Source organism: Methylobacterium sp. GXF4 (genome assembly GCF_000272495.1).
GTDB classification, from domain to species: Bacteria; Pseudomonadota; Alphaproteobacteria; order Rhizobiales; family Beijerinckiaceae; genus Methylobacterium; species Methylobacterium brachiatum.
In genome coordinates this window covers 1-26783 of record NZ_AKFK01000060.1, presented here as the reverse complement: position 1 = coordinate 26783, position 26783 = coordinate 1, and the positions used below count along the sequence as shown (strand labels likewise).

Below are 26783 nucleotides of genomic sequence, written 5' to 3'. Positions count from 1 at the left end.
GCCTGGCTATTTGCATATTCGTCAGACAAGCGCGGGGATGAACCGGTCGTTACTCGGGCGAATATCGGAAATATATATTTGAATACGCCGGAAAGACCGATGTGCTGCGGTCCGGATGATATGAAAACGGCCGAGAAGGTATCGTCTCGAAGACGGAAGCTTACTCAGCCAGCTCCAAGAAATGCCGCCCCTGCCGATCGTCGATCTCGATGATCCAGAGGTCGGAATCGAACCGGATCTCCTTGGTCAACCGCTCCTCGACGTCGAGCGGCGTGCCGCCCGTGATCAGGGCGGTGAAGCGGCGGTCGCCGCTGTCCTCGGCCTCGAACAGGGCCTGGGGGGCGGGGCCGTAGAGGTCGGCGGTGCCGTCGAGGCGGTCGACCTTCACGAAGATCGCCCCGGCCTCGGGAGAGCCGCGCCGGCGCAGCACGGCCGGGATGCCATCGACCCCGAGGCGGCGCAGATGGGCGGAGACCCAGAAATCGGAGCGCAGGCGCATGCGTGTCGGGCCTCCCGGAAGCGCTCCCGGGATGCGCGAAAGCGCCGACCGGTGCAACCGGACGATCGGCTCGGAGCGCCTCGTCGCTGCGGTATTCGCCGATACGATGGAGGGCGCGAAATATTCCCGAAAGAATTTCTGAGATGTTCGGGATTAAAACCAAATCTATCGATGTGTGTTTCCGCACATATACTCTGTAATCTGATGATTAACTGAGCATAAGCCGCTCAAAACTGCAGGAGGCGGCGCGGAAAGGAGCATCTGCATGCCGAGATTCGCTTGGATTGCTGCACTGGTCATGACGTCGGTGTTCACCGTGAGCGCGCCGGCCAGCGCCGGGGCGGACACGCTGATGGATCTGCTGGGCAATCGCGAGTCGCGGTCGTGCCCCCGCTACCAGCGGACGCCGAGCGATGCCTGCAACATCGTGGTCCATCGCCCGGGCGGAAATCCGACGCAGGATATGACCGGGTCGATCGGTCACGCGAAGTCGTGGCAGGGCAATGGCGGCCCACGCTGCAAGACGATCTGCCGCTTCACCGGCACGCAATATTGAGCGCATCGCGCCGGCGGGGCCTCGTCGGGCGTCGTTGTCACCACGCGCCGGCCGCCGGATCGGTCTTCGCCCCGGCGGCGGGCGCTCTACCCCTGGCTGCCGGCGCGGGACATCAGCGCGCGCAGCGTCTGCCCCGACGCCTCGCCGGTCACCGGCAGCTTGGCGCTGCGCTCGAACTTCTCGATCGCAGCGCGCGTGCCCGGCCCCATGGCGCCGTCGGGCTTGACCGGATAACCGAGCTTCGAGAGCGCCTTCTGCGCCCGCAGCACCGGATCCGCGTCCTTCTCGGACTTCGCCGGTTTCGAAGCCTCCTTGGGCGCATCCTTCTGCACCGGCTTGGCCGTGCTCCGAGCCGGGACGGCCCGGGGCGTCACCGAGGCGGTGGTCTCGTCGGAGCGGATCAGCTCGGCGATCGGGTCGCGGGCGGCCTGCTTGGCGGGGGCGGCCCGGTCGGGCTGCGTCGGTTCCTTGGCGACATCCCGGATCGCCTCCTTCGGGGGTGCCGCCGCCTCGCGCGGGGGCGGGGCCTTCTGCGCGGCGACCTTCGGCAGGATCGGCGCCGGATGGCGGCCGGACTGGTGCCCCAGCGCGTTGAAGCAGATGAAGCCCGCCGCGCCCACGGCGACGAGGCTGCTCAGCACCGTGCCGGGGCTGTTCCGGCACGAGGCGCCCGTGGCCTTCAACGCACCGACCAGCACGCCGCGCCAATCGCTTGGGGCGGCGGCGGCGGCCCGGCGCGGCGCCGGACGGCGGGCGGAGCGTGCCTCCCCCGGGACGGTGATCTCGCGGTAGCCTGACATCGTGTCTCCTTCTCGCGGATCGATGGCTCAGCCGGCCCGACGCAGGGTCGGCTCCGAGGCGGCCGGCTCGGCGTCGAACAGGCCGAGCGGCAGGCGCACCACCGACCGGCGCGGGGGGCTGGCGCCCCGCACGGCGGTGCGGATCGGGGCGGGGCCGGCGGCGGCCGCCGGATCCCGGCAGACCAGAGGCAGCGTCACGGTCACGACGGTGCCGGCCTGGGGCGCGCTCTCGATCTGCAGCGCGCCGCCATGCAGGCCGACCAGGCCCTGGACCACCGAGAGGCCGAGGCCGGTCCCCTCGTGCTGGCGCTTGTAGCCGCCGCTCCCGGCCTGGAAGAACGGCGTGCCGAGCTTGGGCAGGTCGCCCTCGCCGATGCCGACCCCGGTATCGGCGACGACGATGTCGAGCCCGTCCGGACCCGGGCGCAGGGACAGGTCGACCCGGCCGCCCCGCGGGGTGAACTTCACGGCGTTCGAGATCAGGTTGATCAGCACCTGACGGCAGGCGCTCGGATCGGCCGTGATCTCGATCGGTCCCGACACGGCGGCCACCAGGGTGACCCCGGCCGCCTCGGCCTTGAGGCGCATCAGGTCGCAGCAGGACCGGACCAGTGCGGCGGCATCGAAGATCTCCGGCGCGTAGTCGAAATTGCCGCTCTGGATCCGGCTCATGTCGAGCAGTGTGTTGACGACGCCGAGCAGGTGATGGCCGGACGAGCCGATGATCCCGGCATATTCCCGCGCCTGATCCGGGCTGAGGCTGACCGCGCCTTCGCCGGCCAGCACCTCGGAGAAGCCGATGATCGCGTTGAGCGGCGTGCGCAGCTCGTGGGTGACGTTGGCCAGGAACCGCCCCTTGATCGCGTCGGCGCGCTCGGCCTCGGCGCGGGCGCGCTCCAGCTCCTCGGCGTGGCGGTGATGCTCGGTCATGTCGCGGGTCACGGCCACGACGGTCATGGCCGCATCGTGGGGGCCGTGCTCGATCCGGTGGGCGCGCATCTCGGCATGGATCAGGCGGGCGCCGTCGGGACGGCCGGCGGCCGGCTCGACATGCAGGCGCAGCGGCAGGGTGGCGGGCCGCCCGGTCGCGGCGACATCGCTCACCGCCTTGAGGAAGGCCGGCCGGTCGGCGACATGGACCCGCTCCAGCAGGCCGTGGCCGCGCAGCCGCGCCGCGTCGCTGCCGACCAGGCGGCTCGCCGAGACGGAGGCCTCGAGCACCCGGCCGTTGCGGTCGTGCCAGGTCACGAGGTCGTCGATCGCCGAGAGCAGCAGCCGGTCGCGGGCCTCGTTGTCGCGCAGCCGCTCGCGCCAGGTGCCCTCGTTGCGCATGTGCTCCAGGGCCTGGGCGGCGACGTGGCCGATTGCCGTGATCGCGAAGACCGGCAGGGCGACGCTGGCCGAGATGTCCATCATCGGCACGGTGCCGGCCCAGGAGCCGAGGGAGACGACACCGAGCACGCCGAGCACGGCCAGGACGGCGGCGGCCGCCGTGGCGCGCATCGAGCCGGAGACCAAGGCCTCCAGGGGAATCGCCACCAGCCAGACCGCGGCCGGGGAGGCGGCGCCGCCGGTGAGTCCTGCCAGGCAGACCACCAATCCGGTGAGCCCCGCCGACGACACCGCGTGCGCCACCCAGAGGGAGCCGGTGCGGGCGAGCAGGACGGCGGCTAGCACCGGCAGCAGCAGGCTCGCGATCGCCAGCACCTCGATGCCCGACGGGACGCCGCGCCAGACGAGATAGGGCGGCAGCGCCGCCATCATCACCATGCCGGTGGCGAGGCGCGACATCAGGAAACGCTCATGCCGGAACCGCACGCTCGCATCGTCCGCCACGGATTCGTGGACCAGACCCGCGAGGCGGTCGTCGAGCAGAGAAGTCAGGGCTTTTTTAACAGGCAAGGCTCACACGCGCCGCGGTGAATGCCAATCGACATTCCTCGCGCCTCCGGCTCGACTTCAAAACGACTACCGGACAGTCGCAGGGGCGGCTTAAACGAGTGTTGCGGGACTTGTCCGATTGCTCGGGATGCTTTCCGCAAGGTAACCAGACGCCCGGGAACGGGCTTCGTTCACCATGGATGCCGAAAACCGGGAGGGTTGCGGCGGAGTTCACGAAACCCGACGCATTTTCGGGTTTCGATAGCGCGCGATGTCCGCGAAGGAGCCCGTCCGATGACCTTCCTGTTGCGCGCCGCGCTGGTGATCGGCGCGCTCTCGTATCTGGCGATGCTGCGTAACGGCACGGATCCGGCCGCGGAGACGCGCAAGCTCACCGGATCGGCGGTCGCGGGCGCCAAGGCGGCCTTGCCGGCCGCCCTCGAGGCGGTTCCCCCCGAGAGCCGGGCGGTGCGCGCCGTGCTGGCCCGGGGCCTGATGGCCGAGCTGAGCCGCCGCGCCGGCGTGGACGAGCCCGCATCGAACGACACACTGGAAGCCTCCGACCGGCAACCGGCTTGGCATGGCCCGGCGGAGCCCCGCTGAGCCGACGTAGAGCCACGGGTTCCCAAAGGGCCTCGCCCTTTGGCGGGTTCTCAGGGCGGAGCCCTGATGAGGAATTGCTCCGCCCTTCATCCCCAAAAGGGAGGGACCCTTTCGGATCCCTGACCTTGGTGCGTCAGCCGGCCTCGCCGCCGGTCGCCCGGAAGGCGCGCATCGGCAGGGGCGGGCGCTGCGCGCCGGCGCGCTCGGGGCCCTGACGCAGCTTGGCCTCCGGGCCGTGCAGCGGCTGGTGGGCCTCGCTCCGTCCGCGCTCGGCGAGGGGGGTGTCGAGGATCGCCGCGATCAGGTCGCGCGAGGCCGGCCGGCTCACGGTTCGGAACAGGCGCACCAGCCCGGCCACCCGCTCGGCGGATCGCGCCACACCCTGGTTGAGCGTGAGGAAGATGTAGACCGCCTCCTCCTCGTGCAGGCCGGCGGCGCGCAGGCCGAGCGTCAGCAGGTCGTAGCGCGCCCCGGGTTCGGCGACCACGGTAAGAAAATCGTGCGCCAGGCCGAGGCCGTCGGCCAGGGCCGCGATGAAGGTCGGGACGTCCTGGTTGGAAGAGAGGCCGGTCAGCGTCTCGCCGAGGCCGCGCGGCGGGGGCGGGCAGGGGCGCAGGGCGGCGGTCGCCTCGACGGTCCGGCCGATCACCTCGCGGCGGATCGGGTCGGCATGGAGGTAGAGCGGCACGAGGTCGGCGGCCGAGACGTCGGGGCGGGCGAGGAGGAGGCGCGCCAGTTCGGCGACGCTGCGGCCGCGGCTCACGAGCCGGGCCAGCGCCGCCCCGCGGAGTGTGATGCCGAGATTGGCCGCCAGGGCGAGGTCGATCTCCGGACGGCCTTCGCGGGAGAGTTCGTCGACCGCCTCGCGGCTCAGCCCGACCCGGGCCGCGATGCGGGCGGCGATGTCGGAGCCGTCAGCCAGCGCGGCCTCGATCAGGCGGTGGCTCAGCACGGGGGCCAACGTCACCACCGTGTCGCGGACGGTGCCGCCCCGGACGGCGAGGGCCTCCAGGACCGAGGGGGGCGTCTCGGGGAAGGGGGCCAGCTTGCGGGCGACGACCTCGGCAGTCTCGTCGTCCACCGTGGGGATCAGGCCGCAGGCCAGGGATTCAAAGATCTCGACCTGGGCCCGATCCCGGCCGGGCGACCGGACGAACAGGTCGGTCTGCACCCGGAGGATCACCGGCTTCAGATCGAGATTCTCGATCCGCGACAATTCGAGGAGCCCGGACAGGTCCGGCGGAGCGTCGACGGATGGGGGCATGAGGATCGGGTTACGCAAGACTGCAGTAAGCTCACGCTAACCGCATCGACGTGAATCGACCTTTAAGCTGCCCGCATCGGCACCGTGTCGTCCTGCACCATCCCGGTACTGTCCGGCTCCGGCTCCGGGTCAGTGCGTCAACCAGAGAGCGATCGCCAGCACGGCCGCGATCACCACGATGGCGCCGGCATAGGCCGGGGTGATCCAGGGCGTGCGCTGCTGCATGACGCCCGCTGCCGCCTTCTCGGAGGGCGCGCGCTCGGTCAGCCGCGCGAGCCGGACCCGCTGCGGCGTCGGCGGCGTGCCTCCGGCCTCGTCGCAGGTTCCGAGCGGGGCGGCTCCGACATCGACATGAGGGATCTTGTCGCCGGTCCGGCCGCTGTCGATGTCGCCCTTGAGCTGGGCCGAGGTCGGGTTCTCGGAATCCGGCGGGGCATCGGCCGGCAGGTTTCCGGGCGGCGGCGGGGTCTCGGATCGCAGCATCGGTCGAACTCCAGTCTCGTGAGGTCAACGCCCGATACGGCCCGCTGGCTGCGCCCATGGTGTCGCGGATCTCAAGGGTCCGTCGAGCCTCGCTTGAGCAACGGGCGCGTGAGGATCTGCCCGTCGCCGGTGAAGCCGGCCGCCAGACAGAAGGCGTGCAGCGCATCCTGGCCGGGGCCGACGCTGAGGATCAGCCGCTCGCACCCGGCCTGCCGCGCCGCCCGCGCGGCCGCCTTCAGCAGCACCCGGCCGATGCCCTTGCGGCGGGAATCCGACGCGACGACCAGGATCGTGATGAGGCCCAAGGCCTTCGGGGCATCCAGCGTGCGGACGGGACTGAGCGCGATCAGCCCGCTCGGCGGCCCCCATTCGACCGCCACAAGCGCCGTGCCGCCGCTGCTCTGGAGAGCGTCGAGCCTGGCGGCGAGATCGACGGCGCCGACCGCGATGCCCGCCTCGCCCAACAGGTCGGCGAGGCCCGCAGCGTCGGGCCCCGCAGCTGCGCGAATCTCCAGCCCGTAGCGATTGCCCAATCCCTGCTCCCGTGGCCGTGGTCTGCGTTCATCCTACGCAATCGTCGCGCGCGTCGCGAAGCCGGCCTGAGCGGCGCTTCGTCCCGGGATTGCGCGCTGCGCCGGGTTGTCGGGCTCTGCTTACTAAGGACGCGGGGAAGGCCGCGTCAGCCCCTCAGCCGGCCCCCGTGCGGCGGCGGGTGCGGAACGGGCGCAAGACTGATGTCTTTGCTCGACAACCGCACGAACGACGGGAGAGCACAGAATGGCGAGCCAAGTGCCGGACAAAACCACGGGCGGGCCGGACGGCGATACGCCGGGGGAGGGCGGTCCGCCGCCGTCGCCGGGCCGGCGGCCCGAAGCCGACACGGCCGAAAAGAGCGAGGCCGAAAAGGCCGAGACGGAGAGGGCCGCGGGGGACGTGGCCGACGATCTGGCGGATTTCGCCTGATCGACGCCGAGGCCGCGAAGCTTGCGACAAGGCTCATGCGATCCGGGCGGCACGCATGCGCGCCGCCGCCCGGGATCATCGGTCTGATCGAGGTCCCTGGATCGGGTCTCTCGAGATCAGACCGTTTGCTCGATCAGGCCGTTTCCTTGGCCTTGCGCGCACGGGTCGCCTTCTTCGGCTTCTCGGCCGGCTCCTCATCGGGCTCCTGCACCGGCGCCGCGGACTTGCGGCGCTGCTGGCCGAGGCCGAGGCTGCGGGCGAGCTCGGAACGCTGCGCCGAGTAGCTGGCGGCGGTCGAGGGATAGTCCCGCGGCAGGCCGAAGCGCTCGCGATACTGCTCGATGGTCAGGCCGTTGCGCGACAGGTGCCGCTTCAGCGTCTTGTAGGGCTTGCCGTCGATGAACGAGATCAGCGCATCCGGGGTCACCGACTTGCGGATCTGCGCCGGCGTCGGCTTGTCAGCCGTCTCGGTGACGGCGGCTGCCGGAGCGGAGAGCTTCGCCAGGGCCGCGTGAACGCCGGCCAGGAGCGCGGGCAATTCGCTGATCGGGACGGAATTGTTCGAGACATACGCGGACACGATGTCCGATGCCTGCTCGATAAAGGTCTGCTGCTGATCTGTGGCGATGTCGTCCATCGATGACTCCCTCTATCCGACGGTGGTGCACGGTTCTATCGTCTGTGCAGCAAAATCAAGTCGTCGTCGAGAGTTTCCTTACACAATGCGTCGGTCGTGAACACGCATATTACTCAAGCCGCGGGTGCAGCTGAAATCGTCGCCCGAGCAAACCGATAGCGGCGAGCCGCACTTGAACGGGATCGGGTCCTTTTGGGCCGCGCGCGTTACGCCTTTCGGGGCCGTCAACCGGAGGGCTTCGTCTGCGAAAATCCCTGTCCGGTCTCGCAACAGACCGGAAACACGTCCCGCTCCGTGGGATCGGCCGCGTGGGATTGTATACCGCCCGCACGATGACGATGTCGGCGGAACATGATCTGGGGATAGCGGCGTGGATCAACCATCGGAACAGAGCACCGTCTTCGGGGCCCACATCCCGTTCGTGACCTATTGCGGGATCGAGGCGCTGGACGAGCAGGAGGGCCGGACCCGGCTGCGCCTGGCCCTGCGGCCGGAACACGCCAACAATCTCGGCATCGCGCATGGCGGCGTGATCTGCACCTTGCTGGATGTCGCCCTCGGCACCGCCGCACGGCTGAGCGCCGGTCGGCCGGTCGTCACCCTCGACATGCAGACCCGCTTCCTCGCCCCGGGCCGCGACGTCCTGCTCGCCGAGGGCCGCGTCACCCGCGCCGGGCGCTCGGTGATCTTCTGCGAGGCCGAGATCCGCGACGTGCAAGGCGAGCTGGTGGCGAGCGCCACCGGCCTGCTCAAGCCGGTGGGCGAGAGCGCCCGGCGCTGAGCTCGAAGCGCGGTTCGGCGCCGGGCCTACGCCGAACCGAAACCCGAGACCCGTCCTACGCGGTCTTGAGAGGGTCGAGTTCCGCCAGCCCGCTGCCGCCATCGGCATAGGCCGCCTTGAAGCTGGCCCGCGCCTGCCAGCGCCGCCACAGGGCGTCGAGCTGCTCGAACCGCTCGTCGAGCGGGGTGGCGCAGACCGGAAATTTCGAGAAGGCGATCGCCGTGCAGAGCGTGATGTCGGCAAAGGTCGGCTCATCGCCGCCGAGCATCCAGGCGCGGCCGTCCGCGAGGTGGCGGTCGACCAGGGCGGCGTGCCCCAGCGCTTCCTTGCGGCAATGCTCGCCCCATTGCGGGTTGTGCGTCAGCTCCAGCTTGGGCCCGAGTCCCTGGTGCAGCACGTGGAACATCGTGGTGATGCGGTAGAGGATGTGCACCCAGATCCGGTTCTCCCACATCGTGTCGAGCCCCTGCTCCAGGGGCGTATCGCCGGTGATGCGGCGCCCCGGATGGGCCGCGTCGAGGTAGCGCACGATCGCGGCGGTCTCGGACAGCATGGTCCCGTCCGCGAGCAGGAGGGTCGGGGTCTCGCCCCAGGGGTTCATCTTGAGATGGCGCCATTGCCGCTGCTCGCCCCCCGGCGCCATGTCGTAGATCACTTCGTCGAACAGGTGGGCGATGCCCTTCTCGTGCGCGAACAGGCGCAGACGCTGGGGATTCGGGAAGGCGGAGGGCGAGGTGAAGAGGCGGAGCGTGTCGGCCATGGCTCGGGCTGTCCTGACGGTTCGGGGCGGCGCCGGACCGGCGCGGGGCCGGCTGATCTAGAGCGCCCGCCGCCGAAGGGGACACCGGCCCGGCAGCCCGTGCGCCGCGATGGCGCGTCGGCCCGGGAAGGCGGCGTCGGGCGGCGCGGCAAATCGAATTGCCGCCCGCCGATTGACGCCCCATCGGCGCGGTGGGAAAGCCTAGCGCATGACGATGCCGGACGACCCCCGCGCAGCCCTGACTGCCCCCCTGTCCGAGGCCGACGTGACGGCCATGAAATCCGAGGCCGCGGCCTGGTTCGCGACCCTGCGCGACCGAATCCTCGCGGCCTTCGAGACCCTGGAGGCCGAGGCCGAGGGGCCGTTCCACCCGGACGCGCCGACGGGCGCCGGGACCTTCGTGAAGACGCCCTGGAACCGCACCGACCATACCGGCCACCCCGGTGGCGGGGGCGTCATGGCGATGCTGAAGGGCCGGGTGTTCGAGAAGGCCGGGGTGCACATCTCCACCGTCCACGGCGAGTTCGCCCCGGAATTCCGGGCCCAGATGCCCGGGGCCGCCGAGGATCCGCGCTTCTTCGCCACCGGCATCTCGCTGATCGCCCATCCGTGGAACCCGCATGTGCCGACGGTGCACATGAACACCCGCTTCGTCGTGACCACCAAGGCGTGGTTCGGCGGCGGCGCCGACCTCACCCCGGTGCTGGAGCGGCGGCGCAACCAGGACGACCCGGACAGCCGCCACTTCCACGCCTGCCTGGAGCGCGCTTGCGCGGCCCACGGCGTCGACCATGCCCGCTACAAGGCGTGGTGCGACGAATACTTCCACCTCAAGCACCGCAACGAGCCCCGCGGCATCGGCGGTATCTTTTATGATTATCGCTGGACCGGGGATCCGCAGGCGGATCTGGCCTTCACCCGCGATGTCGGCGGCGCCTTCCTGGAAGCCTATCCGAAGATCGTCCGCGACAACCTCCGCACCGCCTGGACCGAGGCCGACCGCGAGGAGCAGCAGGTGCGGCGCGGGCGCTACGTCGAGTTCAACCTGCTCTACGACCGGGGCACGATCTTCGGGCTGAAGACCGGCGGCAACGTCGCCTCGATCCTGTCGTCCCTGCCGCCGACCGTGCGCTGGCCGTGAGCGCGGGGCTGCCCTCGGCTTACGCGCCGCAGCAGGACGCGGCGCTGAAGGCCATCGCCGCCTGGCGGAAGACGGGCGGGAGCCAGGTGTTCCGGCTGTTCGGCTATGCCGGCACCGGCAAGACCACGCTCGCCCGCCGCATCGCCGAGGATGTCGACGGCACCGTGGTCTACGGCGCCTTCACCGGCAAGGCGGCCTCGGTGATGCGCCAGAAGGGCTGCTACGACGCCGCCACGATCCACTCGCTGATCTACCGCACCAAGGAGGCGGAGGAGGGCGGCCCGACCTTCACGCTCAACCGCTCCGGCCCGGCCGCGAAGGCCGACCTGATCATCATCGACGAGTGCTCGATGGTCGATTCCGACCTCGGCAACGACCTCCTGTCCTTCGACCGGCCGGTGCTGGTTCTGGGCGACCCGGCGCAGCTGCCGCCGGTGCGGGGCGGCGGCTTCTTCACCGAGGCCGAGCCCGACGTGATGCTCACCGAGGTCCATCGCCAGGCCAAGGACGACCCGATCGTCCGCATGGCCATGACGGTGCGCGAGGGCGGCCGGCTGGAGCTCGGCACCTACGGGCAGAGCCGGATCGTCTCCCGCCGCACCCTCGACCCGGCCGAGGTGCTCGAATGCGACCAGGTCCTGGTCGGCCTCAACAAGACCCGCCGCCTCTACAACAACCGGCTCCGGGAGCTCGCCGGCCACACCGACCCGATGCCGGCGGTGGGCGAGAAGCTGGTCTGCCTGCGCAACGACCGGGTGAAGGGTCTGCTCAACGGCTCGACCTGGACGGTCCAGGCCCTGCGCGCCCCGCCGCGCCCGGACCTGGTCCGCCTCGACGTCGTCCCCGAGGACGACCCGGCGCTGCGACGCCGGGCCACCGACATCAAGGTGCTGCGCGCGATGATCTCCGGCACGGACGAGGAAATCCCGCTGTTCCTGCGCCGGGAGACCGACGAGTTCACCTACGGCTACGCCCTGACCGTGCACAAGGCGCAGGGCTCGCAATGGGACCGGGTGACCCTGTTCGACGAATCCTACGCCTTCCGCGAGCACCGCGCCCGCTGGCTCTATACCGGCCTGACCCGCGCCGCGCAGGCGATCACGATCGTCGTCTGATCGGCGCCCGGCGCGTCGACATCGCTTGTGAAGCCCGAGCGCGCGTGCTAGGCACCGCCCGTCTCATCGAGGCGCCTTGCGGAGAGGTGGCAGAGCGGTTGAATGCACCGCACTCGAAATGCGGCATGCCTGCAAGGGCATCGGGGGTTCGAATCCCCCCCTCTCCGCCAGTTACCCCTTAACCCACTGCAATAGCGGTATCTTTCAGATATCGTGGGCTTTTTGGCGCGCTCCCGCTACGAAGGGGTGCTACGAAGCCATCGTGCCACCCGTTATCGGTTCACGACCTAACGGTAGTAGCCGCCGCACACGAGGTGGCCGTGCTGGTTGCTGACGCCCGTCTCGCCGCATTCGCGCGCGAAGATCCGGCTCCAGCGAGCGCCACCGTACCCATCACCGCAGAGCGCCGTGAGGTAAGGGCCTTCCATGTGGATGCGGCGGCAGCTCGCCGCGTAGGATCCGCCCGGGAAGGCGAAGGCTGGCACGCAGCCCAGCGATGAGAGGACCGCGGCTGCAAGGAGGAGTCTGCGCATCTGATTGATCCGTAAGTTTGTATTCATGGCGCCGCTGGGCGGCATCGGGCTTCCACGCGGACTGGATAAAGCAGCTCGTCGCGTGCGTCCCTCCCGATCGGGTTGCGGTTGTCATAAAGCATTCGCGCGATGGATCTTGCGATTGCCTTAGCAAGCCTCGCCGCGTCCCCGGGCCGGTCGGGCGGGAATGGCCTTTAAGTCTTTCTTGACCGGGTTTCGCGTTGACGGGGCAGCCGGTGCTGCTTGGGCCAAGCTGACCGCGTGTGTTGCGGCCGCGTCATCGACAACCGCGCGGTGGCATGGTGCTCATCCGACGTGAGGAGCATCATGAAACGCGTCGTCCTTCTTCTGGCGGTGTCCGCCGTCCTGTCCGCCTGCAACTCGGCCAACCGCCCGGGACGCGGCGAGCTCTTCATGAGCGACGCGGATATCGCGGCGAAGGACGAAGCGATCTGCCGGGGCTACGGCGCCGAGCCCGGAACGCCCGAGTTTGTGCAATGTCGGGCAATGCAGGATCAGCGTCGCGACGCTGCGAGGGACGGGCGCCGCAACGGCTGATCCGCGTCATCCGGCGCAAGAGCGCTGCGCAGAATCGCATGTCCCCGCTCTGCCCCCTTGGCCGGATGACCGCGGTCGGTAGCGGCTGAGGCTCGGGACCGGCTGCCGGGTCCGGCGGTCGACCGGACGCGTATCCCTGCCTTCAGGACAGGATTCCCGCCGTCTTCGAGCGCATCCCGGGGTTCACTCGCGTGGTTCCAGCGCCTGCCGGCGCTCTCGGCTTCCGCCCTTCGTCGGGACGACGCCGAGAGGCTCATGGACCGGGCCCGCCCCTTTGAACCGACGAACTCGTGGCCGGAGGCCTGCGATCAAAAGGCGGGACCGGACCCGAATCTCTGGCCCGTCAGCCCGGCTGACCGGCCATCCTGGCCTGCATCTGCGACAGCTGCGCGATGTGGAGGTTGATCAACGGCAGCGCCCCCCGGGCGATGCGGCGCAGGCCCGGATCCTCGCCGGACTGGGCGTAGGACCCGTGGATGGTGAGCGCCTCCTGATGGCCCTGCAGCGCGTTCGCCACGAACGTGGCGTCGTATTGCGGGCCCGGCGGCATCGCGCTGAGCTGGGAAAGAATCTGCGCCTTCTGCGTGTCCGTCGTCATCCCGCCGGGCGGCGGTGCAACTCCGAGCAGGCCACCGGTGACGCCACCCGCCACGCCGGCGGCCGTGCCGACCGCAACTCCTGCCACGGCGACCGGGGCCGCGACGAGGCCCCCGATCAGGCCGCCCGGGCCGGCGGGAGCGGCCGCGGACGGGGCGACGCCGCCCGTATAGGCCCCGAGCTTGCGGGAGAGGTTGACCTGCTCGATCACCTCGGCGCGGGAGAACTTCTTGACCGCCGGGTTTCTGGTCTTCTCGTGCGCATCGCGGGCGGTATTCTCCAGGAACATCCCGCCGGTCGTGGCCATCTGAAGATAGACGCCCGACGGGATCGCGCCGGCCGGGGTGACCTGGGCGATGGCGGTGCGGGTGATCGCGAGGGCAGCGGTGGCGCCCAGCATTGTGGTGAGGATTTCGCGACGGTGCATCATGGATAGCTCCGGGTCGTGAGCGGTGCACCGAGGCGTCCAACGGCGCTTGGGTGCCATCCCGCGAACCGGGCGGCTCGACCTTCGTTTCCCGCCCGGCCGATGAGACAAACCGCCACGTGACACGCGGTCCATCCGGGTGGGCAGCCTCCTCATCGCCTCGGTCCCGCCGCCCGGTCCAATCCCGGGCCGGCGGGGGAAGTCGGCACCCGTCCAGACGGTCGGATGTCAGCCGGCGATCCGATGCAGGGCACAGAGCTTGTTGCCGTCAGGGTCGCGAAGGTAGGCGAGGTAGATCGGACCTGACGCGCCGCTGCGCTCGCCCGGCGGGTCTTCGATGGAGGTCCCGCCATTGGCAACGCCGGCATCGTGCCAGGCCTTGGCCTCCTCCGGGCTGTCCATGGTGAACCCGATGGTGCCGCCGTTCGCGCCGACCGCAGCCTTTCCATCGATCGGCTTGCCGATGAGCAAGCGTCCGCCCCGGTGCGCGTAGACTAGGCGTCCTCGCGCGTCCTCGACGCCAGGCGCGCCGCCCGTCGCCGCGAAGAGCGCGTCATAGAACGCCTTCGACCGGGCTATGTCGTTGCTGCCGACCATCACGTGGCTGAACACAAAGTACCTCCGCTATCGTAAGTCATTGAGGCTGCAGGACGTATTTCTACTTCCCGCCCCCGCTCTTGTAGGCGTCGATCGCGCGGCGGCAGTTCGGGGACATCTGGCTCATGTTCTTCTTGAAGCAGGCGTCCATCTGCGGGCTGTTCGGGTCGATGCCGGCACAGAACGTGATGGCGTCGCCCGCACAATAGGTTTGCAGATCCTCGTTACCGCGCGTCGCGGTCGGCGCCGCGAGAGCGGGCGACGCGACGGCGATGAAACCGAGGAGGAGAGTGAGTTTGCGCATGTTGGGCCCTGACCGGAGACGTTCGTCCACGCGCTAACGAACCGGGCGGGCATTTTATCCATCCGGCTTTTGGGGCAGGCGCGTGGACCGGTTTGCATCCGGGTTGCGCGCGGGGACCGGATCGCGTCGGTCCGTCCCCTGGATCGGGCGTTTGTCTCAGACCTGGCTGTCGGCGATGGGTTGATTGGCAGTCTGCTCCGCGCGGCCGGATCCGGCTCTCGTGCGTGGTGCGGCTGCGCCGACAGGACCAGAACAAGGCCGCCGAACGACGCGCAGGCGTGAGTGTTCCCAAGCTTAGCTAAGGGGGATGATCGGCGGACCCCGCAATTGCCGCGCGCCTCCGTCGCCGCTGCGGTCCGCGGACCGGGAGCGGCCGAACCCCACAGGCGCGTCAGCCTTCCCGCTGCCGAAGGGTGCATGTGCGCCGCCCTGGCTCGATCGACCGACCCGGGCCTTTCATGGGCTCGACAGGCGCGGCACGCTCGCGCTGATGAAGTGGGCCAAGCCAATCAGATTTGGCCCGGCTGGCATCCGTAGGGCGGCACGGCGCGGGGGAACCGCTCCTTGATCCGTGCGCAGCCCCATGCCCGGAGTGGCTCGGGCAAGCGCCGGTTCACCTCAATCCCGACCTCATCGTAGGGCGACGCGCCGGCCGTCACGTAGCTGTACCAGCGCCATCCGATCGTGCCGGCGCCGGCCAGCGCGACCCCCAAGGCCACCGCCACGGCCAAGCCCATGCGAGATTGAGGACGTCGCCCCTCATGCGCCATGCCACACAGACCCCTTCGCGTTGACCAAAATGATGCCGCTCGGCCGACCGCTCATGCACGACTGTCCGACCGCTCGATCATGTCGCGGCACCGGTTTTTCGTAGCGGTACCGCCGGCGGGCATCGAGCGAGGCGGACGGTGGATCGCGCTATGCCGCGGCCTCGAGCGGCGGTGCAATACGATGACCGAAGAAGATGTGGAAAGGACGAAACGATCGTGACGGTGCATTCGTTGAAGGCGCCATGGCCAGCATCGCAATCCTGATCGAGACTCCTCAGGGCGCACGCCTCGTCGCCGCGTCTTCCGCGCGTGAGGCTGCGCTCAAGGCCGAATCCGTGATCGCCGTCGTTCCTCGGGCCGACCTCCCCATCCCGGTCTCGGTCGAGTGCGCGAGCCCCGGCATGGCTGATCGGCTCATGAACTACTTGGCCGATGTTCAGCTGGAACTGATGCTGTCGGAATTCGTCTGACACAGCATAGTCTCTGGCTGGGCGATGATGGGTTGTTGCAAGCCCGCTTACTCACAAGCGTGGCCGAAACCTTTGCAATAGCTCAGTTCTTGCGGTGGCCCGGTACGGGGCCGGCAGGCGATCATGGGCCGGATCTCAGCGTCTCGCTGGTGAAGCTGAGGCCGTCGCGTCAGGGGTCGTTCGGCTCCTCGCCCTGGCGACCGAGCATGCCGAGCTAAGCGAGCAACCGGCTGTTATCCGGGACAAGCTCGTCGGAGCCGTGATCGGCGCCATCGAACCACACGCCCGCATCGCGGTGTTTCAGCGCGAGCGCGACGCGGGGCGGGACCAAAACCTCGCGGCAGACAGGCAGCCCGGGGCGCAGGCTCAACCCTGGGAGCGCAGATTGGGATCGACCGACCTGGCAGGGTAGCGATGGCCATCCGGGCGTAGACCGAGAATATCCATGATCCGGTCCCGGGCCCCGACGTCGGCGATCTGCGCGCCATTCTCCAGCGCGGTGATCAGCTCGGCATCGACCCGAGCGAGCGCGGCCAACGTCTCGACCGAGTAGGCGCCGCGTAGGCGAGCAGCATGAATCTGCGTCGCCAACGCGGCATCCAGAGAGGTCGGCTTGTCGTGTATGTCGCTCATGGGCGACCGGTACGTGACCGGCCTGGCCGAAGTTTCCCCCGCCGCGTTTTTTGACGACCGGCTACTCCATCCCGGCGGGCCGAGGGCGCGGCAGCCCGAGCTCGGTCAGCCCGAGGAACAGGGCGAGATGTGTCGCGACCGTGAGGGAGGACGCGCAGCCGCTGCCGTTCTCGATCGCCGCAATGACCTCCGGCGCGAGGCAGGCCAGGCGCGCGGCGGCGTCCAAGGACAGACGCAGCCGGCCTCGCGCCGCGCCGGCATGCACGGCGAGGTTGCGCAGTACGACGTGCCGCCGCTCCTCGACCTCATCCATGAGAAGCGCCCACTCTCACGAGGGCCTACGAACCCTCGGTGGGTTGTTACGAGTGTGGCTGCTGCCATTCAACACCCAGAGTTGCACCGTGGCCCTGTTTATCCAGGGCCTTGTGAAACGGACGCGCTGTTGCAGTCCTCTCACGCGTTCGGCCGCCGGGCAGCCCGTCCATGGCCGTCGGCCGGGACAGCGTGCGCCGTCGGCAACCGCGCCCGGCACGGATACAGATTTCACGAAGGATCAAAAACAGTTTTCGGCGCGTTTCTCCAAGATCCATTAGCCAAAATCTGGATTTGCGCCATGGGTCTGACTGCTTTCGTGGTGTTCGTTGTCCCGTGGGTGGTGATGGCCATATGGCTGACGCGCTCTCCGCAGCTCCTCCGTCTGGGCGCGCCAGCAGCCCCATGGCGGCCGCTCACGAAGCATAAGGATCCGCCCCGGAACCAGCGCCGTGAGACCAGCCGTTACAACGCCGGGGCTAACGACGGATCGGGTCCGACCGGCGGCGACAAGCACAGCCCGATGGGGACACCCCAGGGCGGCCGATTGAGCCAAAGCGTCGAGCCGACCGAGCCCCACGAATAGGCAGCCGCGGCCAGGGGCGGATCGAGCGATCCGGCCGGGAGGCCGGGGCTCGTCTCTCGGCCCAGGGGCGCCTGAGGCCGGCATCGGGCCGTTGAGGCTGAGGCCGGCCGATCGAGGCCGAGCGGGCTACCTCTTCACTCGGTGAAGGGGGCCGCCCCGTCGGTGACCCGGGCCGGTGCGGCCCGGGAAAAACCGGCCGTCTCAGGCCGCGCGCACGGTGGCGAGGAAGCCCCCGACCTCGGCGGCGAGGTGCTCGGATTGCCGCGACAGCTCCGAGGCCGACCCCAGCACCTGGCTCGCTGCCGCGCTGGTCTCCTCGGCCGCCCCGGCGACGCCGGAAATGTTGCTGGTCACCTCGCCGGTGCCCGCCGCTGCCTGGCCGACATTGCGCACGATCTCCTGGGTGGCCGCACCCTGTTGCTCGACCGCCGCGGCGATCGAGGTCGCAACCCCGCTGATCTCCTGGATGCGCGCGGTGATCGAGCCGATCGCCGTCACGGCGCCGCCGGTCGAGGCCTGGATCCGCGCGATCTGGCCGGATATGTCGTTGGTCGCTTTCGCGGTCTGCTCGGCCAGCGCCTTCACCTCGGAGGCCACCACCGCGAAGCCCTTCCCGGCGGTGCCGGCGCGGGCCGCCTCGATCGTGGCGTTGAGCGCCAGCAGGTTGGTCTGGCCGGCGATCGACGAGATCAGCCCGACGACATCGCCGATCCGGCCGACCGCTGTGCTCAGCTCCTGAACCAGCGCGCCGGTCTGATCCGCTTCGCTGACGGCGAGCCGCGCCAATTCGGCCGAGCCGCTGACCTGACGGCCGATCTCCTGCACGGACGAGCCCAGCTCCTCGGCGGCGGCTGCCACGGTGTTCACGTTCGAGGACGCCTCCTCTGCGGCCGCCGCCACCGTCATCGACTGGCTGGCGGTCTCGGTCGCGGTCGCGGTCATCGTTTGAGCGGTGGTCTGCAGTTTCGCGGCCGACGCGGATACCAGGCCGATGATGCTGCCGACGGCCGCCTCGAAGCCATCGGCCATCTGGCGCATGCCGGCCTTGCGCTGTGCCTCGGCGGCCAGACGCGCCTGGGCCGTCTCGGCTTCCAGCGCCTGGGTACGGATCAGGTTGTCCTTGAACACCTGCGCGGCCGCCGCCATCGTGCCGATCTCGTCGCGGCGCTCCGCGCCCAGCACCTTGCGGCTGAGATCTCCCGCGGCGAGACCGGTCATGAACTCCGTCATGGCCCGCAACGGCCGCACGACGCTGCGGCCGATGAGCGTGGCCAGGATGCCGATCAGGGCGGCGACGATAGCCGCCCCGCCGAGCAGACGCATCAGGGTCGGGCGCATCTGGGCAGCCGTGTCGTCCGCATAGATGCCGGAGCCGATGATCCACCCCCAGGGCGCGAAGCCCCTGACGTAGGAGATCTTGGCAACCGGCTGGTCGAGGCCCGGCTTGGGCCACAGGTATGGGACGAAGCCCGCGCCCGATTGCTTCACCAGCTCGACGACATCCAGGAACAGGTGCTTGCCGGCCGGGTCGACGATCCCGCCGATGTCTTTGCCGATCAGCTCGGTCTTCGGATGCGATACCATGCGCGGTTGCATGTCCTGGATCCAGAAGTACTCGCTTCCGGCGTAGTGCAGGCCTTGAACCGCCGCCACGGCTGCGTGCTGCGCCGCATCGCGGCTCATCCGGCCGGCGCGCTCCTCGCCCTCGAAATAGGTGAGAACCCCCTGCGCGGTCTCGACGAGGTCGCGGGTCTTCAGCTCGCGGGCATCCGTGACCGTTTGGGACATATCCCAGGTCGACAGCCCGATCAGGACCGCCATGCCGCCCAGGGCGGTCAGCGTCATGGCTTGTATGCGCGTGCCGATGCGAAGTGCCATAAGATCCTACCGCGAGCTGCGCCGAGGCTGCGCATGCGTGAGCGTGCCATGGCGCGTCGCGCCCGGCCCGGCGCCTTAACGCGCGATATGGCCGTCCGCACCTCACAGCAGAGCTACGACAGAGGTCTATGGCGAGTGGCGGTTAATGAACTCTAATACACACCACAAGTTAGGCATCGAATATATGTATTATTCCGAAGACGATGGCATTTGTAGTACTATACTTTAGGTCGTCACAGAGGCGTTGTTTCGCTCGTTCAGGCTATCGCTTGATACGCCACCAGGCCCGATCTCGGGGCGCGGCGACCCCGTCACCCTCTTCGCGCCGTCACGCCGGATCGGGCCCTACGGGTGCGATGGACCAGGCGACGGACGGCCGACGATGCCGTCGCCGACAAGGCGATGGCCGCGTTCGAGGCCCACCGACGCCCCGCCCGAACCGGGTCGGAGCCTTTCCATTCCCCTCAGGCGAAGTGAGCGGGCAGGCCCAGCGCCTGCGCGTAGGTCATCAGCGCGACAGCGCCGCCGATCAGGGCCGCGGCTATGGTGATGCGGTTCGTCCAGGTCATCGTCGTCTCCATCGGGTTCGCGACTGCCGTCGCGGTGTGAATCCGATGTAGGCCCAGGCTTTCCGGGCCGACGTGTTCCGGAACACGCCTGAGGCGGATGCCGTTTCGGGCCATCCGGAGGGCTTCGGCACCCGCTTCGCAGATGGTCTCCTGGCCGGACGGGATGGCGATCAGCGATGGGCGGACGGAGTGGACGGTCCCGGCCATCAGGCGGCTCGACCCGGAACAGGAGGGCGGCAACCTTTTCGGCGCGCCTGGGCCGGACATGATCCTCGCCGATCCCCACAGGCCCGGCCGGCGTCGTGCGCGCGCCGGGCGCAGCGCCTGGACCCGGCAGGATAGGGCGTGAGACCTTCCCCGCGCCGGACCTGCGCGGTCAAAGCCTCCGGGCCATACGCGCGCCCCCCTGTGCCAGCGCTTGAGAGCGCTTATCAGTCCCTCTTCCAGCGTCTGAGGAGCCTTTTCATGAAGCGCCCGCTGACCACCAACTTCGCGGCGCCGGCACCGAGCTCTGCGCCCGAGCTCGACCCGTCGCCGGCACCCTCCTGGCGCGAGGCCGCCCCCATCGTGGCCGCCCTGATCAGGACGCTCGAGGCGATCGAAGCCGGACCGAAGGCGGGACCCGCCATGCGAGCCCACCGCTCCGCGATGCGTCGCCAGGGCGAGGCGGCTGCCGCGCTGGGTGGATCCGAGGCCATGCGTGATGTCCTGGAGCAGATCGCACAGATCGACCCCGCCCGCGCCGCGCAGCGTCTCGAATACGTCCGCGAGGCCTGGACGGATCTGCCCGCCTGGCGCCCATAGTCTCGGGCGCAGGCCCGCACACGAAAACGGCGGGGCTCGCACCCCGCCGCAGATCCGTCAGTTCTCGATCGGTCGCCCGCCAGGCGCCGGCGGCTCACATGCCGAACAGCACCCCGGCCGAACCGGCCACCGTCATCGCCAGGCCGCCCGCGAAGGCGCCGATCATCGCGTAGGAGAAGCCCTTCAAGACCATAGCGTGCGCTCCATTCCTCGTGCGGGGGCCTCAGCGAGGCCCGTCGAAACCATCTGCAATGACGATGCCTGATCGGCCCGTCCTGTGCGGTGCGATCGAGCACGCTGCATTGCGGAACGATTTCATCCGGGCGCGCCGCATGGCGTGTCGTGGTCGATGCCGCTCGGGAAACGGAGCTCACGGGCGCGATGCCCGGACAGGCGGCGTGCCCGCGGCCGCACTGGACAGACCGGCAATCGGCTTACAGGATCCGCGCTATCCTGCGCGGCGGGCCTTATGACTCCAGACGAGACAGACGGTGAGGACTGGCGCTCGGTCAGCACGCGCACGCCTGACGACGCGGCGATCCAGGCGGCTCACGCACGGGCGCGCGAACCGGGCCACGGCCGCATGGCGGATCGACCCACGCAGATCCCGGTTCCGGGATGGCGCGATATTCTCTACCGCGTCTTCTGGGCCGTGCCCCGGGACCGTGTCCTCTCCACCGCCGGGGGCGTCGCCTTCTTCACCTTGCTGTCGACCTTCCCGGGTCTCGCGACGATCGTTTCGCTCTACAGCCTCTTCTCGGACCCGAGCGTCCTGAGCCAACATCTGAGCCTGCTCACGGGCGTGCTCCCCAACGGGGTGCTCGAACTCCTGGCCGACCAGCTCCTGCGCATAACCAAGCAAAGCACCGGAACGCTCAGCGCCGCGTCGGTGGTCAGCCTTGTGATCGCGTTCTGGAGCGCGAATTCAGGCGTGGGCGCGCTCTTCGACGCGCTCAACGTGATCTACAGGGAGCGTGAGAAGCGGACCCTGGTGCACCTCTACGCGACGACCTTCCTGTTCACGCTCAGCGGGATCCTCATTGTCGTCGCCGCCACCGGCATGGTGGTCGGCCTACCCCTCCTGCTGAACCAGATCGGCCTGGGCGCGCGGACAGACACCTTCCTGCGGATCCTGCGCTGGCCGGCCCTCCTCATCCTCGTGAGTCTCGGCCTGTCGCTGGTCTATCGGTATGGGCCGAGCCGGCGGGAGGCCAAGTGGCGTTGGGTCAGCTGGGGCAGCTTCGTCGCAGCGCTCGGCTGGGTCTGCGCCTCAGCCCTGTTTTCCTGGTACGTCGCCAGCTTCGACAGCTACAACCGGATCTACGGCTCGCTGGGCGCCGGCGTTGGGCTCATGACCTGGATTTGGCTGTCGGTGGTCATCGTCCTGCTCGGCGCTGAGCTGAACGCCGAGATGGAGCGACAAACGGCGCGCGACAGCACGACCGGCCATCCGAAGCCTCTCGGATTCCGGCAGGCGTTTGCCGCCGACACCGTTGGCCCCTCATAGGAGCGCGCGAACCCGGGGCGCGCCAGCGCAGCACCGGTCAGGCCCCCGAGGCCTCGTCGCTCGACGGCGTTCGAACAGCTGCATCGAACGGGAACGCCCGGGCTCACGGAGCGTAGCGCTGATACCACGGAGGCGCACACCATGATTCAGGCTGACACCCCGATGCCGGGCGAGGATCCGGGCGCATTGATCGAGGATCCGTCCCGCCTCGACGAGATCGAGCCCCCGCCCAAGCCGACCGTGCCGGAAGAGGACGATCCCGCCGTCGAGGACACCGAGGTGCAGCCGACGTGAGCCGGGCCGCTTGCCCGCTGCCCGAAGACCCATACGAAGGGTGACGCCACCATGATCGACCCGAAGCGCTCCGAAACCGACCCCGCCGAGACGCCACCGGGCGAGCGCGGCTACGAGGACGCACCGGTCCGCGGGACCTCACAGGGCCCGCGCTCGCTCGGGGCGTCGGAGCCCGGTGATATCGGCGCGCCGCGCAACGATGAGGTGAAGCGGACGATCGAGCACGGCGGCGCGGACGCGCCGGCCGACGAGAAGGCGCCGGCGGAAACGCAGCAGCCGGAGTGAACGGGCGAGACGCCACCTCTGCGGTGGCCCGATCGAACCCACCGGCCACCGTCGGAGCGGTCGGATCGTCAGTACCGGACGGTTGAGAAGCCGTTCCCGCTCCGGCCCATGACGCTCTCGATCACAGCCTTGGTCGAGGGGCTGATCCCGCCATCGCTGCGGAGGCGCCGTCCGTCCGCCCGCTCAAGGCGATCGAATTCAGGCCCGCACCGCTCCAGCGCGAAGCGCACCCGGGATGCCGGCGTCGCCCCCCGTTGCGCATCGGCGCCGTTCATCTCGAACCGGAGGCAGGAGGCCAGATATCCCTTCACGTCGTCGAACGCGGCCGCGTGAGCGCCCGACGTCAAGGCTATCAGAAGGAGTGCGGATCGGACGAGCATCGGACGCTCCAGGCGGGACTGTATGAGGCTGCCAACGCACGAGTTGGGCACTGGTCCCCGAGGCTTGACGATGCGTGCGATCAGGGCCGGCCGATCACGCGGCTCGCTCGTCGGACCGGGTCCATTCGCGCGGCTGCGCACGCCTCGGCGACGTTCTGCCCTGTGCCTGGGGATGGACGATGGCCGCGGCAACGGAAGCTCATTGAACCGGAACCGCGTGTCGGGGCTTCCCCATAAGCCGACGCCGTCCTGCTGCGCCGAGGCCAGGAGGACCGCCATGCGTCTGTTCATTCTCGCCGCGCTTGCCGGTGCCGGCCTGGCCGGCTTGAGCCTTCCCGCTGCCGCTGTTCCCGCCGGACCGGGGGCGGGCGTCTCGTCACCGTCCGCCCTGCGCACCGACGTTCGGATGCGGCGCCACCCTATGCGACGCCCCGCAATGACCTGGGTCCAGCGGCGAAGGGCCCGGCACTAGCAAAGGCGCTCGTCCATGCGTCCCTTACCCTCCAGATCACGCTGAGGTCCCCATGCTCAATCGCGTTCTCACGGTAGCCGCCGTTTCCAGCCTTCTGCTCGCCGGGCAGGCCTCTGCACAGGCGCCCACCACAGCTCCCACGCCGGCAAATCCGGGCGCCTCGGGCGTGGTCACCCCGCAAAACAGCACCACCGGCAGCAATGGTGCCGTGACGGCGTCGCCGACGGGACAGCCGGCGGATACGCGGTCCAACAGCTCGTCCGCGGCCGGGAATGCGAACCAGCCTGAGCGCGCCGCGCCCCAGGGCGGCGGCGGCGGGGGAAGCAGCAAGTAGGGTAACGCGCCGGGCCGCGTCGACGGCCGGATCGGTCCGGCCGTGGCTTGCCGCCGTCACCGCTGCCTGGAACGGTGGCGGCGGCTTCACGCCTGCCGGTGACACCTCTGTTCGCGGCTGAGTGCCCGCCCGATGGATCTGCCATCGTGGCGGGCTTTCGCTTGCGTCCCGCCCGGCGCGCTCAGGCCTTCCGGCGGCTGGCAAGCGTGTCGAGCAGCCCCTGAAGCGCGGCGTCGGTCGATCGCTGCGTCTCGCCCACGAGCACGAACAGCGCCTGAGCCGTGACGACGCTGTGGGGCGGCGGATTGCTGTGGGGCACGCCCTCCTCGTCGGCGTAGCCGACCGGGGTGCCGAAGTTTCCGGCGAGGATGGCGGAGACGACATCCGCCCAGACGATATCGGCGACCGTGACGTCGAAGCGAAGGCACTCGTCACCCTCGCTCGAGAACAGGCGCTCGATGATCCATTCGGTGCCGGGTGCCACGATCGCCCGGACGATCATCTCCGGGTAACCGCGCAGGGGCCTGACGATCGCCGACGCCCCGGCCCGCTTCAGGCGCGCACGGTTCAGGTCATCGACGCACTCGGCGACGATGCGCACCTTGATGCCCCGCTCACGCAGGCGATGGATGATGTCGAAGGTTCGGCTATCGGATAACCGCTCACCCTCCTGCTCGGCCAGGATGACCAGCACCCGCGCATGGTCGACCCCGGCCGCTTCCAGCGCAGCGGGATCGTCGAAGCGCCCCTTGAGCTGGACGATGAGCGGATCGTCCTCGAGATCGGGCGGCAGGCCGTCCGGAAAGGCCTCGGTGAGGATCAGGGACGGCACGCCGGCGAAGTTGGCGTGCGACCGGTGCAACTGGTCGAGGAGGCGGCGCAGATAGTCGCCGGGCTCGTCGGCCGGGGCGTTCACGAAGACGATGTGGTCGCGCATGTCCCATCTCCACTCGCCTCGACGCTTGCGCTCACGCCGCAGGATCCGGAACTCGAAGAAGGCACCGCCGGCCTGGGTCAGCAGGAAGATTCCGGACAGGTAGATCAGGACGATGGTGGCGGCCCGCCCGGTGGGCGTCTTGGCGGAGAGATCGCCGTAGCCGGTGGTGGTGATGGTGGTGAACGTCAGCCACACCGCCTCGCCGAGGCTCAGCCCCTCGAAGGCGATCATCGCGGCCACGTGCAGCCCGATGAGGACCAGCAGGCCGACCAGGGCGAACCGGATCCGGTTCCGCAGATCACGCACGACGCTGCGACGGAAGCGGAGGGGCCGGGTCCGGACCCGCGCTGGACGCATCATCGGGCTCGCTCGCGATGGCTTCGACCGCCAAACCGTTGGCCGCAGCTGACCGCCCTAACGTCCGACCGCAGATTTTCGCCGCATGGCTCTACGCGCGCCACCGGCGGTGAGGATCTGGCAAGGTCGGACGGGTCGCGATCGCGGCCGTCGAGCGGTGGGATCTCAAGCGCCGGATTCGCGATTGCGGTCTTAGGCTTTCCGCATCAGGAGCGCTTCACCGCGCCGAGAAACCGCGTCAGGTGCGTCACGGCATCGTCGCCCTCAGACGCGGCCGGACCATGGTCGGGCCGCGCTTCGTCTTGCTCGATGCGCTTGGCGACCTCCATCACGACCTGGTCGACGGAGGCGGGCCAGGGCGCGCCGTTATCCAGCAGCATCCGGGCGGCCCGGACCAGCATGGTGAACTGCTCCGGCGGGATCGTCGTGCCGGCGGCGTTCTGCTCCAGGATGCGGTCGGCGATAGCCGTCGCCAGCCTGGCGACCTCCGCCACCTTGTCGGGTTCAGCGTGGGACCCCGTCACCGCCGGTGGCCCTCCGCGTTCGGCTGCTCGATAAAGGGCATGAATTCGCTCTCCGAGGACCCGCGCGCGGCTGCACGTCGCCCTGAACGAGAACTAGTCCGGAAAGATGCAGCAGCCAATCTATCCGGGGGAACCAGCGGCATTCATTGTGATCGCCAATAGGCCGCTCAAGGACGTCCCTCTCGTGACTGAGAATGTCCCCGACGCCGCCTGCGGGCGCGCAGACTCACTATTCGTCCCACGTGCGCACGGACGGCTGCGCGTCCGAGGAACGTCTTTCAAACGGCGCTGTTGGTCCGGCACAGGTTGGGAGAGGTATCGTGCGGGTCATAGCTAAAGCGGCAGCGGTCGCGCTCATCACACTGGTCGGCATTGGCTCGGCCGAGGCGAAGGGCTGTATCAAGGGTGCCATTATCGGCGGGCTCGCGGGTCATTACCTGGCCGAGCGTGGCGTCGTCGGGGCCGTTGCCGGGTGTCTGGCAGGGCGCGCCTTGGCCAATCGACGGGCGCAACGCGAGATCGATTACGGCGCTCGCGTCCAGCCGCGCGGCCCTGGATATGGTGCGCCCCAGCGTCCCGCGCGTGGAGAATATGGGTACTGAGACGGCCGACAAAGCCGATTGCGGCGCGTCGAGGCGGTGTGGCGGAACCGGCCGTTCATGAGGGTCTGCCGCCACGCCTCACGCGACGGCGCGGCGATCGCGGGCGCCGCATCGCCCGCCGTGGGATCGGGAGCAGCCAAGCCTGGGCCGGCATGGGCGGGCACTCGATCCGTCGGCGAGCTCTGGATGAAGCGGGCTTGGTTCGCTCGCTCCCGCCGTCACGCCATCGCTATGGGCGACGGGCCGATATCCACCACATCGGCACGACGCTCCTGGAGCTCTTATCGTCCCGCGGTTGCGTCGGGGGGCTAAATCCAGAGGCGTGCAAGAAACTAATTGTTCAGCTCTGGGTTGTCGGTCTGGTTCCGCCCCTGCGGCGGAGCACCGGCCCCGGCCGGCCGTGCCTTCGTAAAGAGCGACCGCAGATCATGTTCGACCTCGCCTTCACGGTCGCCTACTCGGCAGGGGCGTTCGTTGCAGTCGGCGTGATCCTGAGAGGCCTCGCAGCCTGACGGCCGAAGCGCGACTGAGCCTCGCCAGCTTGGTGTGTCCCCGTGACCTGACCGGGTG

At 69.3% G+C, this 26783-nt stretch carries 31 protein-coding genes and 1 tRNA gene; 14 read left to right on the top strand and 18 right to left on the bottom strand.

What is annotated here, in order from left to right; genetic code table 11:
• Positions 1-160 precede the first annotated feature (160 nt).
• A complete protein-coding gene (locus tag WYO_RS14260; RefSeq protein ID WP_007563561.1) occupies positions 161-499 on the bottom strand; it encodes a DUF1491 family protein in 339 nt (112 codons plus the stop codon).
• Between the two features lie 298 nt (positions 500-797).
• Here WYO_RS14260 and WYO_RS14255 point away from each other — a divergent pair, with 298 nt between their 5' ends.
• Positions 798-1055 (top strand): hypothetical protein, encoded by a 258-nt coding sequence (locus tag WYO_RS14255; protein ID WP_085985795.1) that lies wholly within the window; start codon positions 798-800, stop codon positions 1053-1055.
• Between the two features lie 86 nt (positions 1056-1141).
• Here WYO_RS14255 and WYO_RS14250 read toward each other — a convergent pair whose 3' ends face one another.
• Both WYO_RS14250 and WYO_RS14245 read right to left on the bottom strand, forming a co-directional pair.
• Complete coding sequence (locus tag WYO_RS14250) at positions 1142-1855, bottom strand: peptidoglycan-binding protein (RefSeq protein ID WP_007563558.1); 714 nt, start codon at positions 1853-1855, stop codon at positions 1142-1144.
• A gap of 27 nt (positions 1856-1882) precedes the next feature.
• The gene (locus tag WYO_RS14245; RefSeq protein WP_007563556.1) at positions 1883-3757 is read right to left on the bottom strand and encodes a PAS domain-containing sensor histidine kinase; all 1875 of its coding nucleotides are present in this window, start codon (positions 3755-3757) and stop codon (positions 1883-1885) included.
• Between the two features lie 273 nt (positions 3758-4030).
• Here WYO_RS14245 and WYO_RS14240 point away from each other — a divergent pair, with 273 nt between their 5' ends.
• The gene (locus tag WYO_RS14240) at positions 4031-4339 is read left to right on the top strand and encodes a hypothetical protein (RefSeq protein ID WP_007563554.1); all 309 of its coding nucleotides are present in this window, start codon (positions 4031-4033) and stop codon (positions 4337-4339) included.
• A gap of 133 nt (positions 4340-4472) precedes the next feature.
• Here the strand turns inward: WYO_RS14240 and WYO_RS14235 are convergent, their stop codons facing one another.
• From WYO_RS14235 to WYO_RS14225, 3 genes are all read right to left on the bottom strand, one after another.
• Positions 4473-5603: a hypothetical protein gene (locus tag WYO_RS14235; protein WP_039902960.1), complete on the bottom strand. Its 1131-nt coding sequence runs from the start codon at positions 5601-5603 to the stop codon at positions 4473-4475.
• 129 nt (positions 5604-5732) lie between these two features.
• Positions 5733-6086 (bottom strand): hypothetical protein, encoded by a 354-nt coding sequence (locus WYO_RS14230; protein ID WP_007563550.1) that lies wholly within the window; start codon positions 6084-6086, stop codon positions 5733-5735.
• 71 nt (positions 6087-6157) lie between these two features.
• A complete protein-coding gene (locus WYO_RS14225; RefSeq protein WP_007563548.1) occupies positions 6158-6619 on the bottom strand; it encodes a GNAT family N-acetyltransferase in 462 nt (153 codons plus the stop codon).
• A 244-nt stretch (positions 6620-6863) separates the two neighbouring features.
• Here WYO_RS14225 and WYO_RS14220 point away from each other — a divergent pair, with 244 nt between their 5' ends.
• Positions 6864-7049 (top strand): hypothetical protein, encoded by a 186-nt coding sequence (locus tag WYO_RS14220; RefSeq protein WP_007563546.1) that lies wholly within the window; start codon positions 6864-6866, stop codon positions 7047-7049.
• Between the two features lie 133 nt (positions 7050-7182).
• Here the strand turns inward: WYO_RS14220 and WYO_RS14215 are convergent, their stop codons facing one another.
• Complete coding sequence (locus WYO_RS14215; RefSeq protein ID WP_007563545.1) at positions 7183-7686, bottom strand: MucR family transcriptional regulator; 504 nt, start codon at positions 7684-7686, stop codon at positions 7183-7185.
• Between the two features lie 370 nt (positions 7687-8056).
• On the opposite strand from WYO_RS14215, the gene WYO_RS14210 reads away from it, so the two are divergent.
• Entirely contained in the window at positions 8057-8467 is a 411-nt protein-coding gene (locus WYO_RS14210; RefSeq protein WP_007563543.1) for a PaaI family thioesterase, read from the top strand.
• A gap of 55 nt (positions 8468-8522) precedes the next feature.
• On the opposite strand, the gene WYO_RS14205 is transcribed toward WYO_RS14210, so the two are convergent.
• On the bottom strand, positions 8523-9227 hold the full coding sequence (locus WYO_RS14205) for a glutathione S-transferase N-terminal domain-containing protein (RefSeq protein WP_007563541.1): 705 nt from the start codon (positions 9225-9227) through the stop codon (positions 8523-8525).
• 208 nt (positions 9228-9435) lie between these two features.
• On the opposite strand from WYO_RS14205, the gene hemF reads away from it, so the two are divergent.
• The 3 genes from hemF (at position 9436) to WYO_RS14190 (ending at position 11653) form a co-directional block, all read left to right on the top strand.
• A complete protein-coding gene (gene hemF / locus WYO_RS14200) occupies positions 9436-10368 on the top strand; it encodes an oxygen-dependent coproporphyrinogen oxidase (protein ID WP_007563539.1) in 933 nt (310 codons plus the stop codon).
• On the top strand, positions 10365-11483 hold the full coding sequence (locus WYO_RS14195; protein ID WP_007563537.1) for an AAA family ATPase: 1119 nt from the start codon (positions 10365-10367) through the stop codon (positions 11481-11483). Before hemF ends, WYO_RS14195 begins: the two co-directional genes overlap by 4 nt.
• 80 nt (positions 11484-11563) lie before the next feature.
• A tRNA-Ser gene (locus WYO_RS14190) sits at positions 11564-11653 on the top strand.
• Between the two features lie 117 nt (positions 11654-11770).
• Here WYO_RS14190 and WYO_RS14185 read toward each other — a convergent pair.
• Positions 11771-12016, bottom strand: coding sequence for a hypothetical protein (locus WYO_RS14185; RefSeq protein WP_039902959.1), 246 nt, complete (start codon positions 12014-12016; stop codon positions 11771-11773).
• Positions 12017-12343: 327 nt separating this feature from the next.
• On the opposite strand from WYO_RS14185, the gene WYO_RS14180 reads away from it, so the two are divergent.
• Positions 12344-12574: a hypothetical protein gene (locus WYO_RS14180; protein ID WP_007563534.1), complete on the top strand. Its 231-nt coding sequence runs from the start codon at positions 12344-12346 to the stop codon at positions 12572-12574.
• Between the two features lie 343 nt (positions 12575-12917).
• Here the strand turns inward: WYO_RS14180 and WYO_RS14175 are convergent, their stop codons facing one another.
• The 3 genes from WYO_RS14175 to WYO_RS14165 form a co-directional block, all read right to left on the bottom strand.
• Positions 12918-13598: a DUF4142 domain-containing protein gene (locus WYO_RS14175; RefSeq protein WP_039902962.1), complete on the bottom strand. Its 681-nt coding sequence runs from the start codon at positions 13596-13598 to the stop codon at positions 12918-12920.
• A gap of 228 nt (positions 13599-13826) precedes the next feature.
• On the bottom strand, positions 13827-14210 hold the full coding sequence (locus tag WYO_RS14170) for a VOC family protein (protein WP_007563530.1): 384 nt from the start codon (positions 14208-14210) through the stop codon (positions 13827-13829).
• 46 nt (positions 14211-14256) lie between these two features.
• Entirely contained in the window at positions 14257-14529 is a 273-nt protein-coding gene (locus WYO_RS14165; RefSeq protein ID WP_230366384.1) for a 3',5'-cyclic-nucleotide phosphodiesterase, read from the bottom strand.
• Between the two features lie 982 nt (positions 14530-15511).
• Here WYO_RS14165 and WYO_RS14155 point away from each other — a divergent pair.
• Positions 15512-15739, top strand: a complete 228-nt coding sequence (locus tag WYO_RS14155) for a hypothetical protein (protein ID WP_007563524.1) — start codon at positions 15512-15514, stop codon at positions 15737-15739.
• 366 nt (positions 15740-16105) lie between these two features.
• On the opposite strand, the gene WYO_RS14150 is transcribed toward WYO_RS14155, so the two are convergent.
• The 4 genes from WYO_RS14150 to WYO_RS30905 form a co-directional block, all read right to left on the bottom strand.
• Positions 16106-16330, bottom strand: coding sequence for a hypothetical protein (locus tag WYO_RS14150; protein WP_210160731.1), 225 nt, complete (start codon positions 16328-16330; stop codon positions 16106-16108).
• A 103-nt stretch (positions 16331-16433) separates the two neighbouring features.
• On the bottom strand, positions 16434-16685 hold the full coding sequence (locus WYO_RS14145; protein ID WP_007563520.1) for a hypothetical protein: 252 nt from the start codon (positions 16683-16685) through the stop codon (positions 16434-16436).
• A gap of 786 nt (positions 16686-17471) precedes the next feature.
• Positions 17472-19115, bottom strand: a complete 1644-nt coding sequence (locus WYO_RS14140; protein ID WP_244424173.1) for a methyl-accepting chemotaxis protein — start codon at positions 19113-19115, stop codon at positions 17472-17474.
• 497 nt (positions 19116-19612) lie between these two features.
• On the bottom strand, positions 19613-19924 hold the full coding sequence (locus WYO_RS30905; RefSeq protein ID WP_007563515.1) for a hypothetical protein: 312 nt from the start codon (positions 19922-19924) through the stop codon (positions 19613-19615).
• Between the two features lie 258 nt (positions 19925-20182).
• On the opposite strand from WYO_RS30905, the gene WYO_RS14130 reads away from it, so the two are divergent.
• The 4 genes from WYO_RS14130 to WYO_RS14120 all read left to right on the top strand — a co-directional run bounded on the left by WYO_RS14130 (position 20183) and on the right by WYO_RS14120 (position 22607).
• Positions 20183-20521 (top strand): hypothetical protein, encoded by a 339-nt coding sequence (locus WYO_RS14130; RefSeq protein ID WP_007563513.1) that lies wholly within the window; start codon positions 20183-20185, stop codon positions 20519-20521.
• A gap of 469 nt (positions 20522-20990) precedes the next feature.
• A complete protein-coding gene (locus WYO_RS14125; protein WP_007563509.1) occupies positions 20991-22028 on the top strand; it encodes a YihY/virulence factor BrkB family protein in 1038 nt (345 codons plus the stop codon).
• Between the two features lie 141 nt (positions 22029-22169).
• On the top strand, positions 22170-22322 hold the full coding sequence (locus tag WYO_RS31565) for a hypothetical protein (RefSeq protein ID WP_007563507.1): 153 nt from the start codon (positions 22170-22172) through the stop codon (positions 22320-22322).
• 51 nt (positions 22323-22373) lie between these two features.
• The gene (locus tag WYO_RS14120; RefSeq protein ID WP_007563506.1) at positions 22374-22607 is read left to right on the top strand and encodes a hypothetical protein; all 234 of its coding nucleotides are present in this window, start codon (positions 22374-22376) and stop codon (positions 22605-22607) included.
• A gap of 1367 nt (positions 22608-23974) precedes the next feature.
• Here the strand turns inward: WYO_RS14120 and WYO_RS14110 are convergent.
• Both WYO_RS14110 and WYO_RS14105 read right to left on the bottom strand, forming a co-directional pair.
• A complete protein-coding gene (locus WYO_RS14110; RefSeq protein WP_244424172.1) occupies positions 23975-25036 on the bottom strand; it encodes a potassium channel family protein in 1062 nt (353 codons plus the stop codon).
• 257 nt (positions 25037-25293) lie between these two features.
• Positions 25294-25611: a hypothetical protein gene (locus tag WYO_RS14105; RefSeq protein ID WP_007563498.1), complete on the bottom strand. Its 318-nt coding sequence runs from the start codon at positions 25609-25611 to the stop codon at positions 25294-25296.
• Positions 25612-25931: 320 nt separating this feature from the next.
• On the opposite strand from WYO_RS14105, the gene WYO_RS32170 reads away from it, so the two are divergent.
• Positions 25932-26213 carry a hypothetical protein gene (locus WYO_RS32170; RefSeq protein ID WP_081496979.1) on the top strand — a complete coding sequence of 94 codons (282 nt, stop codon included), beginning with the start codon at positions 25932-25934 and terminating at the stop codon, positions 26211-26213.
• The last annotated feature ends 570 nt before the right edge of the window (positions 26214-26783 follow it).

What these genes read in the sequence shown, in the direction of transcription:
- WYO_RS14185 (WP_039902959.1), bottom strand. Translation starts at nt 12,016, where the DNA reads ATGCGCAGACTCCTCCTTGCAGCCGCGGTCCTCTCATCGCTGGGCTGC.
- WYO_RS14235 (WP_039902960.1), bottom strand. Translation starts at nt 5,603, where the DNA reads ATGCCCCCATCCGTCGACGCTCCGCCGGACCTGTCCGGGCTCCTCGAA.
- WYO_RS14145 (WP_007563520.1), bottom strand. Translation starts at nt 16,685, where the DNA reads ATGGATGAGGTCGAGGAGCGGCGGCACGTCGTACTGCGCAACCTCGCC.
- WYO_RS14120 (WP_007563506.1), top strand. Translation starts at nt 22,374, where the DNA reads ATGATCGACCCGAAGCGCTCCGAAACCGACCCCGCCGAGACGCCACCG.
- WYO_RS14205 (WP_007563541.1), bottom strand. Translation starts at nt 9,227, where the DNA reads ATGGCCGACACGCTCCGCCTCTTCACCTCGCCCTCCGCCTTCCCGAAT.
- WYO_RS31565 (WP_007563507.1), top strand. Translation starts at nt 22,170, where the DNA reads ATGATTCAGGCTGACACCCCGATGCCGGGCGAGGATCCGGGCGCATTG.
- WYO_RS14220 (WP_007563546.1), top strand. Translation starts at nt 6,864, where the DNA reads ATGGCGAGCCAAGTGCCGGACAAAACCACGGGCGGGCCGGACGGCGAT.
- WYO_RS14140 (WP_244424173.1), bottom strand. Translation starts at nt 19,115, where the DNA reads ATGACGCTGACCGCCCTGGGCGGCATGGCGGTCCTGATCGGGCTGTCG.
- WYO_RS14175 (WP_039902962.1), bottom strand. Translation starts at nt 13,598, where the DNA reads ATGCACCGTCGCGAAATCCTCACCACAATGCTGGGCGCCACCGCTGCC.
- WYO_RS14260 (WP_007563561.1), bottom strand. Translation starts at nt 499, where the DNA reads ATGCGCCTGCGCTCCGATTTCTGGGTCTCCGCCCATCTGCGCCGCCTC.
- hemF (WP_007563539.1), top strand. Translation starts at nt 9,436, where the DNA reads ATGACGATGCCGGACGACCCCCGCGCAGCCCTGACTGCCCCCCTGTCC.
- WYO_RS14250 (WP_007563558.1), bottom strand. Translation starts at nt 1,855, where the DNA reads ATGTCAGGCTACCGCGAGATCACCGTCCCGGGGGAGGCACGCTCCGCC.
- WYO_RS14130 (WP_007563513.1), top strand. Translation starts at nt 20,183, where the DNA reads ATGAAGCGCCCGCTGACCACCAACTTCGCGGCGCCGGCACCGAGCTCT.
- WYO_RS14230 (WP_007563550.1), bottom strand. Translation starts at nt 6,086, where the DNA reads ATGCTGCGATCCGAGACCCCGCCGCCGCCCGGAAACCTGCCGGCCGAT.
- WYO_RS14215 (WP_007563545.1), bottom strand. Translation starts at nt 7,686, where the DNA reads ATGGACGACATCGCCACAGATCAGCAGCAGACCTTTATCGAGCAGGCA.
- WYO_RS30905 (WP_007563515.1), bottom strand. Translation starts at nt 19,924, where the DNA reads ATGGCCGGGACCGTCCACTCCGTCCGCCCATCGCTGATCGCCATCCCG.
- WYO_RS14180 (WP_007563534.1), top strand. Translation starts at nt 12,344, where the DNA reads ATGAAACGCGTCGTCCTTCTTCTGGCGGTGTCCGCCGTCCTGTCCGCC.
- WYO_RS14125 (WP_007563509.1), top strand. Translation starts at nt 20,991, where the DNA reads ATGACTCCAGACGAGACAGACGGTGAGGACTGGCGCTCGGTCAGCACG.
- WYO_RS14255 (WP_085985795.1), top strand. Translation starts at nt 798, where the DNA reads ATGACGTCGGTGTTCACCGTGAGCGCGCCGGCCAGCGCCGGGGCGGAC.
- WYO_RS14155 (WP_007563524.1), top strand. Translation starts at nt 15,512, where the DNA reads ATGGCCAGCATCGCAATCCTGATCGAGACTCCTCAGGGCGCACGCCTC.
- WYO_RS14240 (WP_007563554.1), top strand. Translation starts at nt 4,031, where the DNA reads ATGACCTTCCTGTTGCGCGCCGCGCTGGTGATCGGCGCGCTCTCGTAT.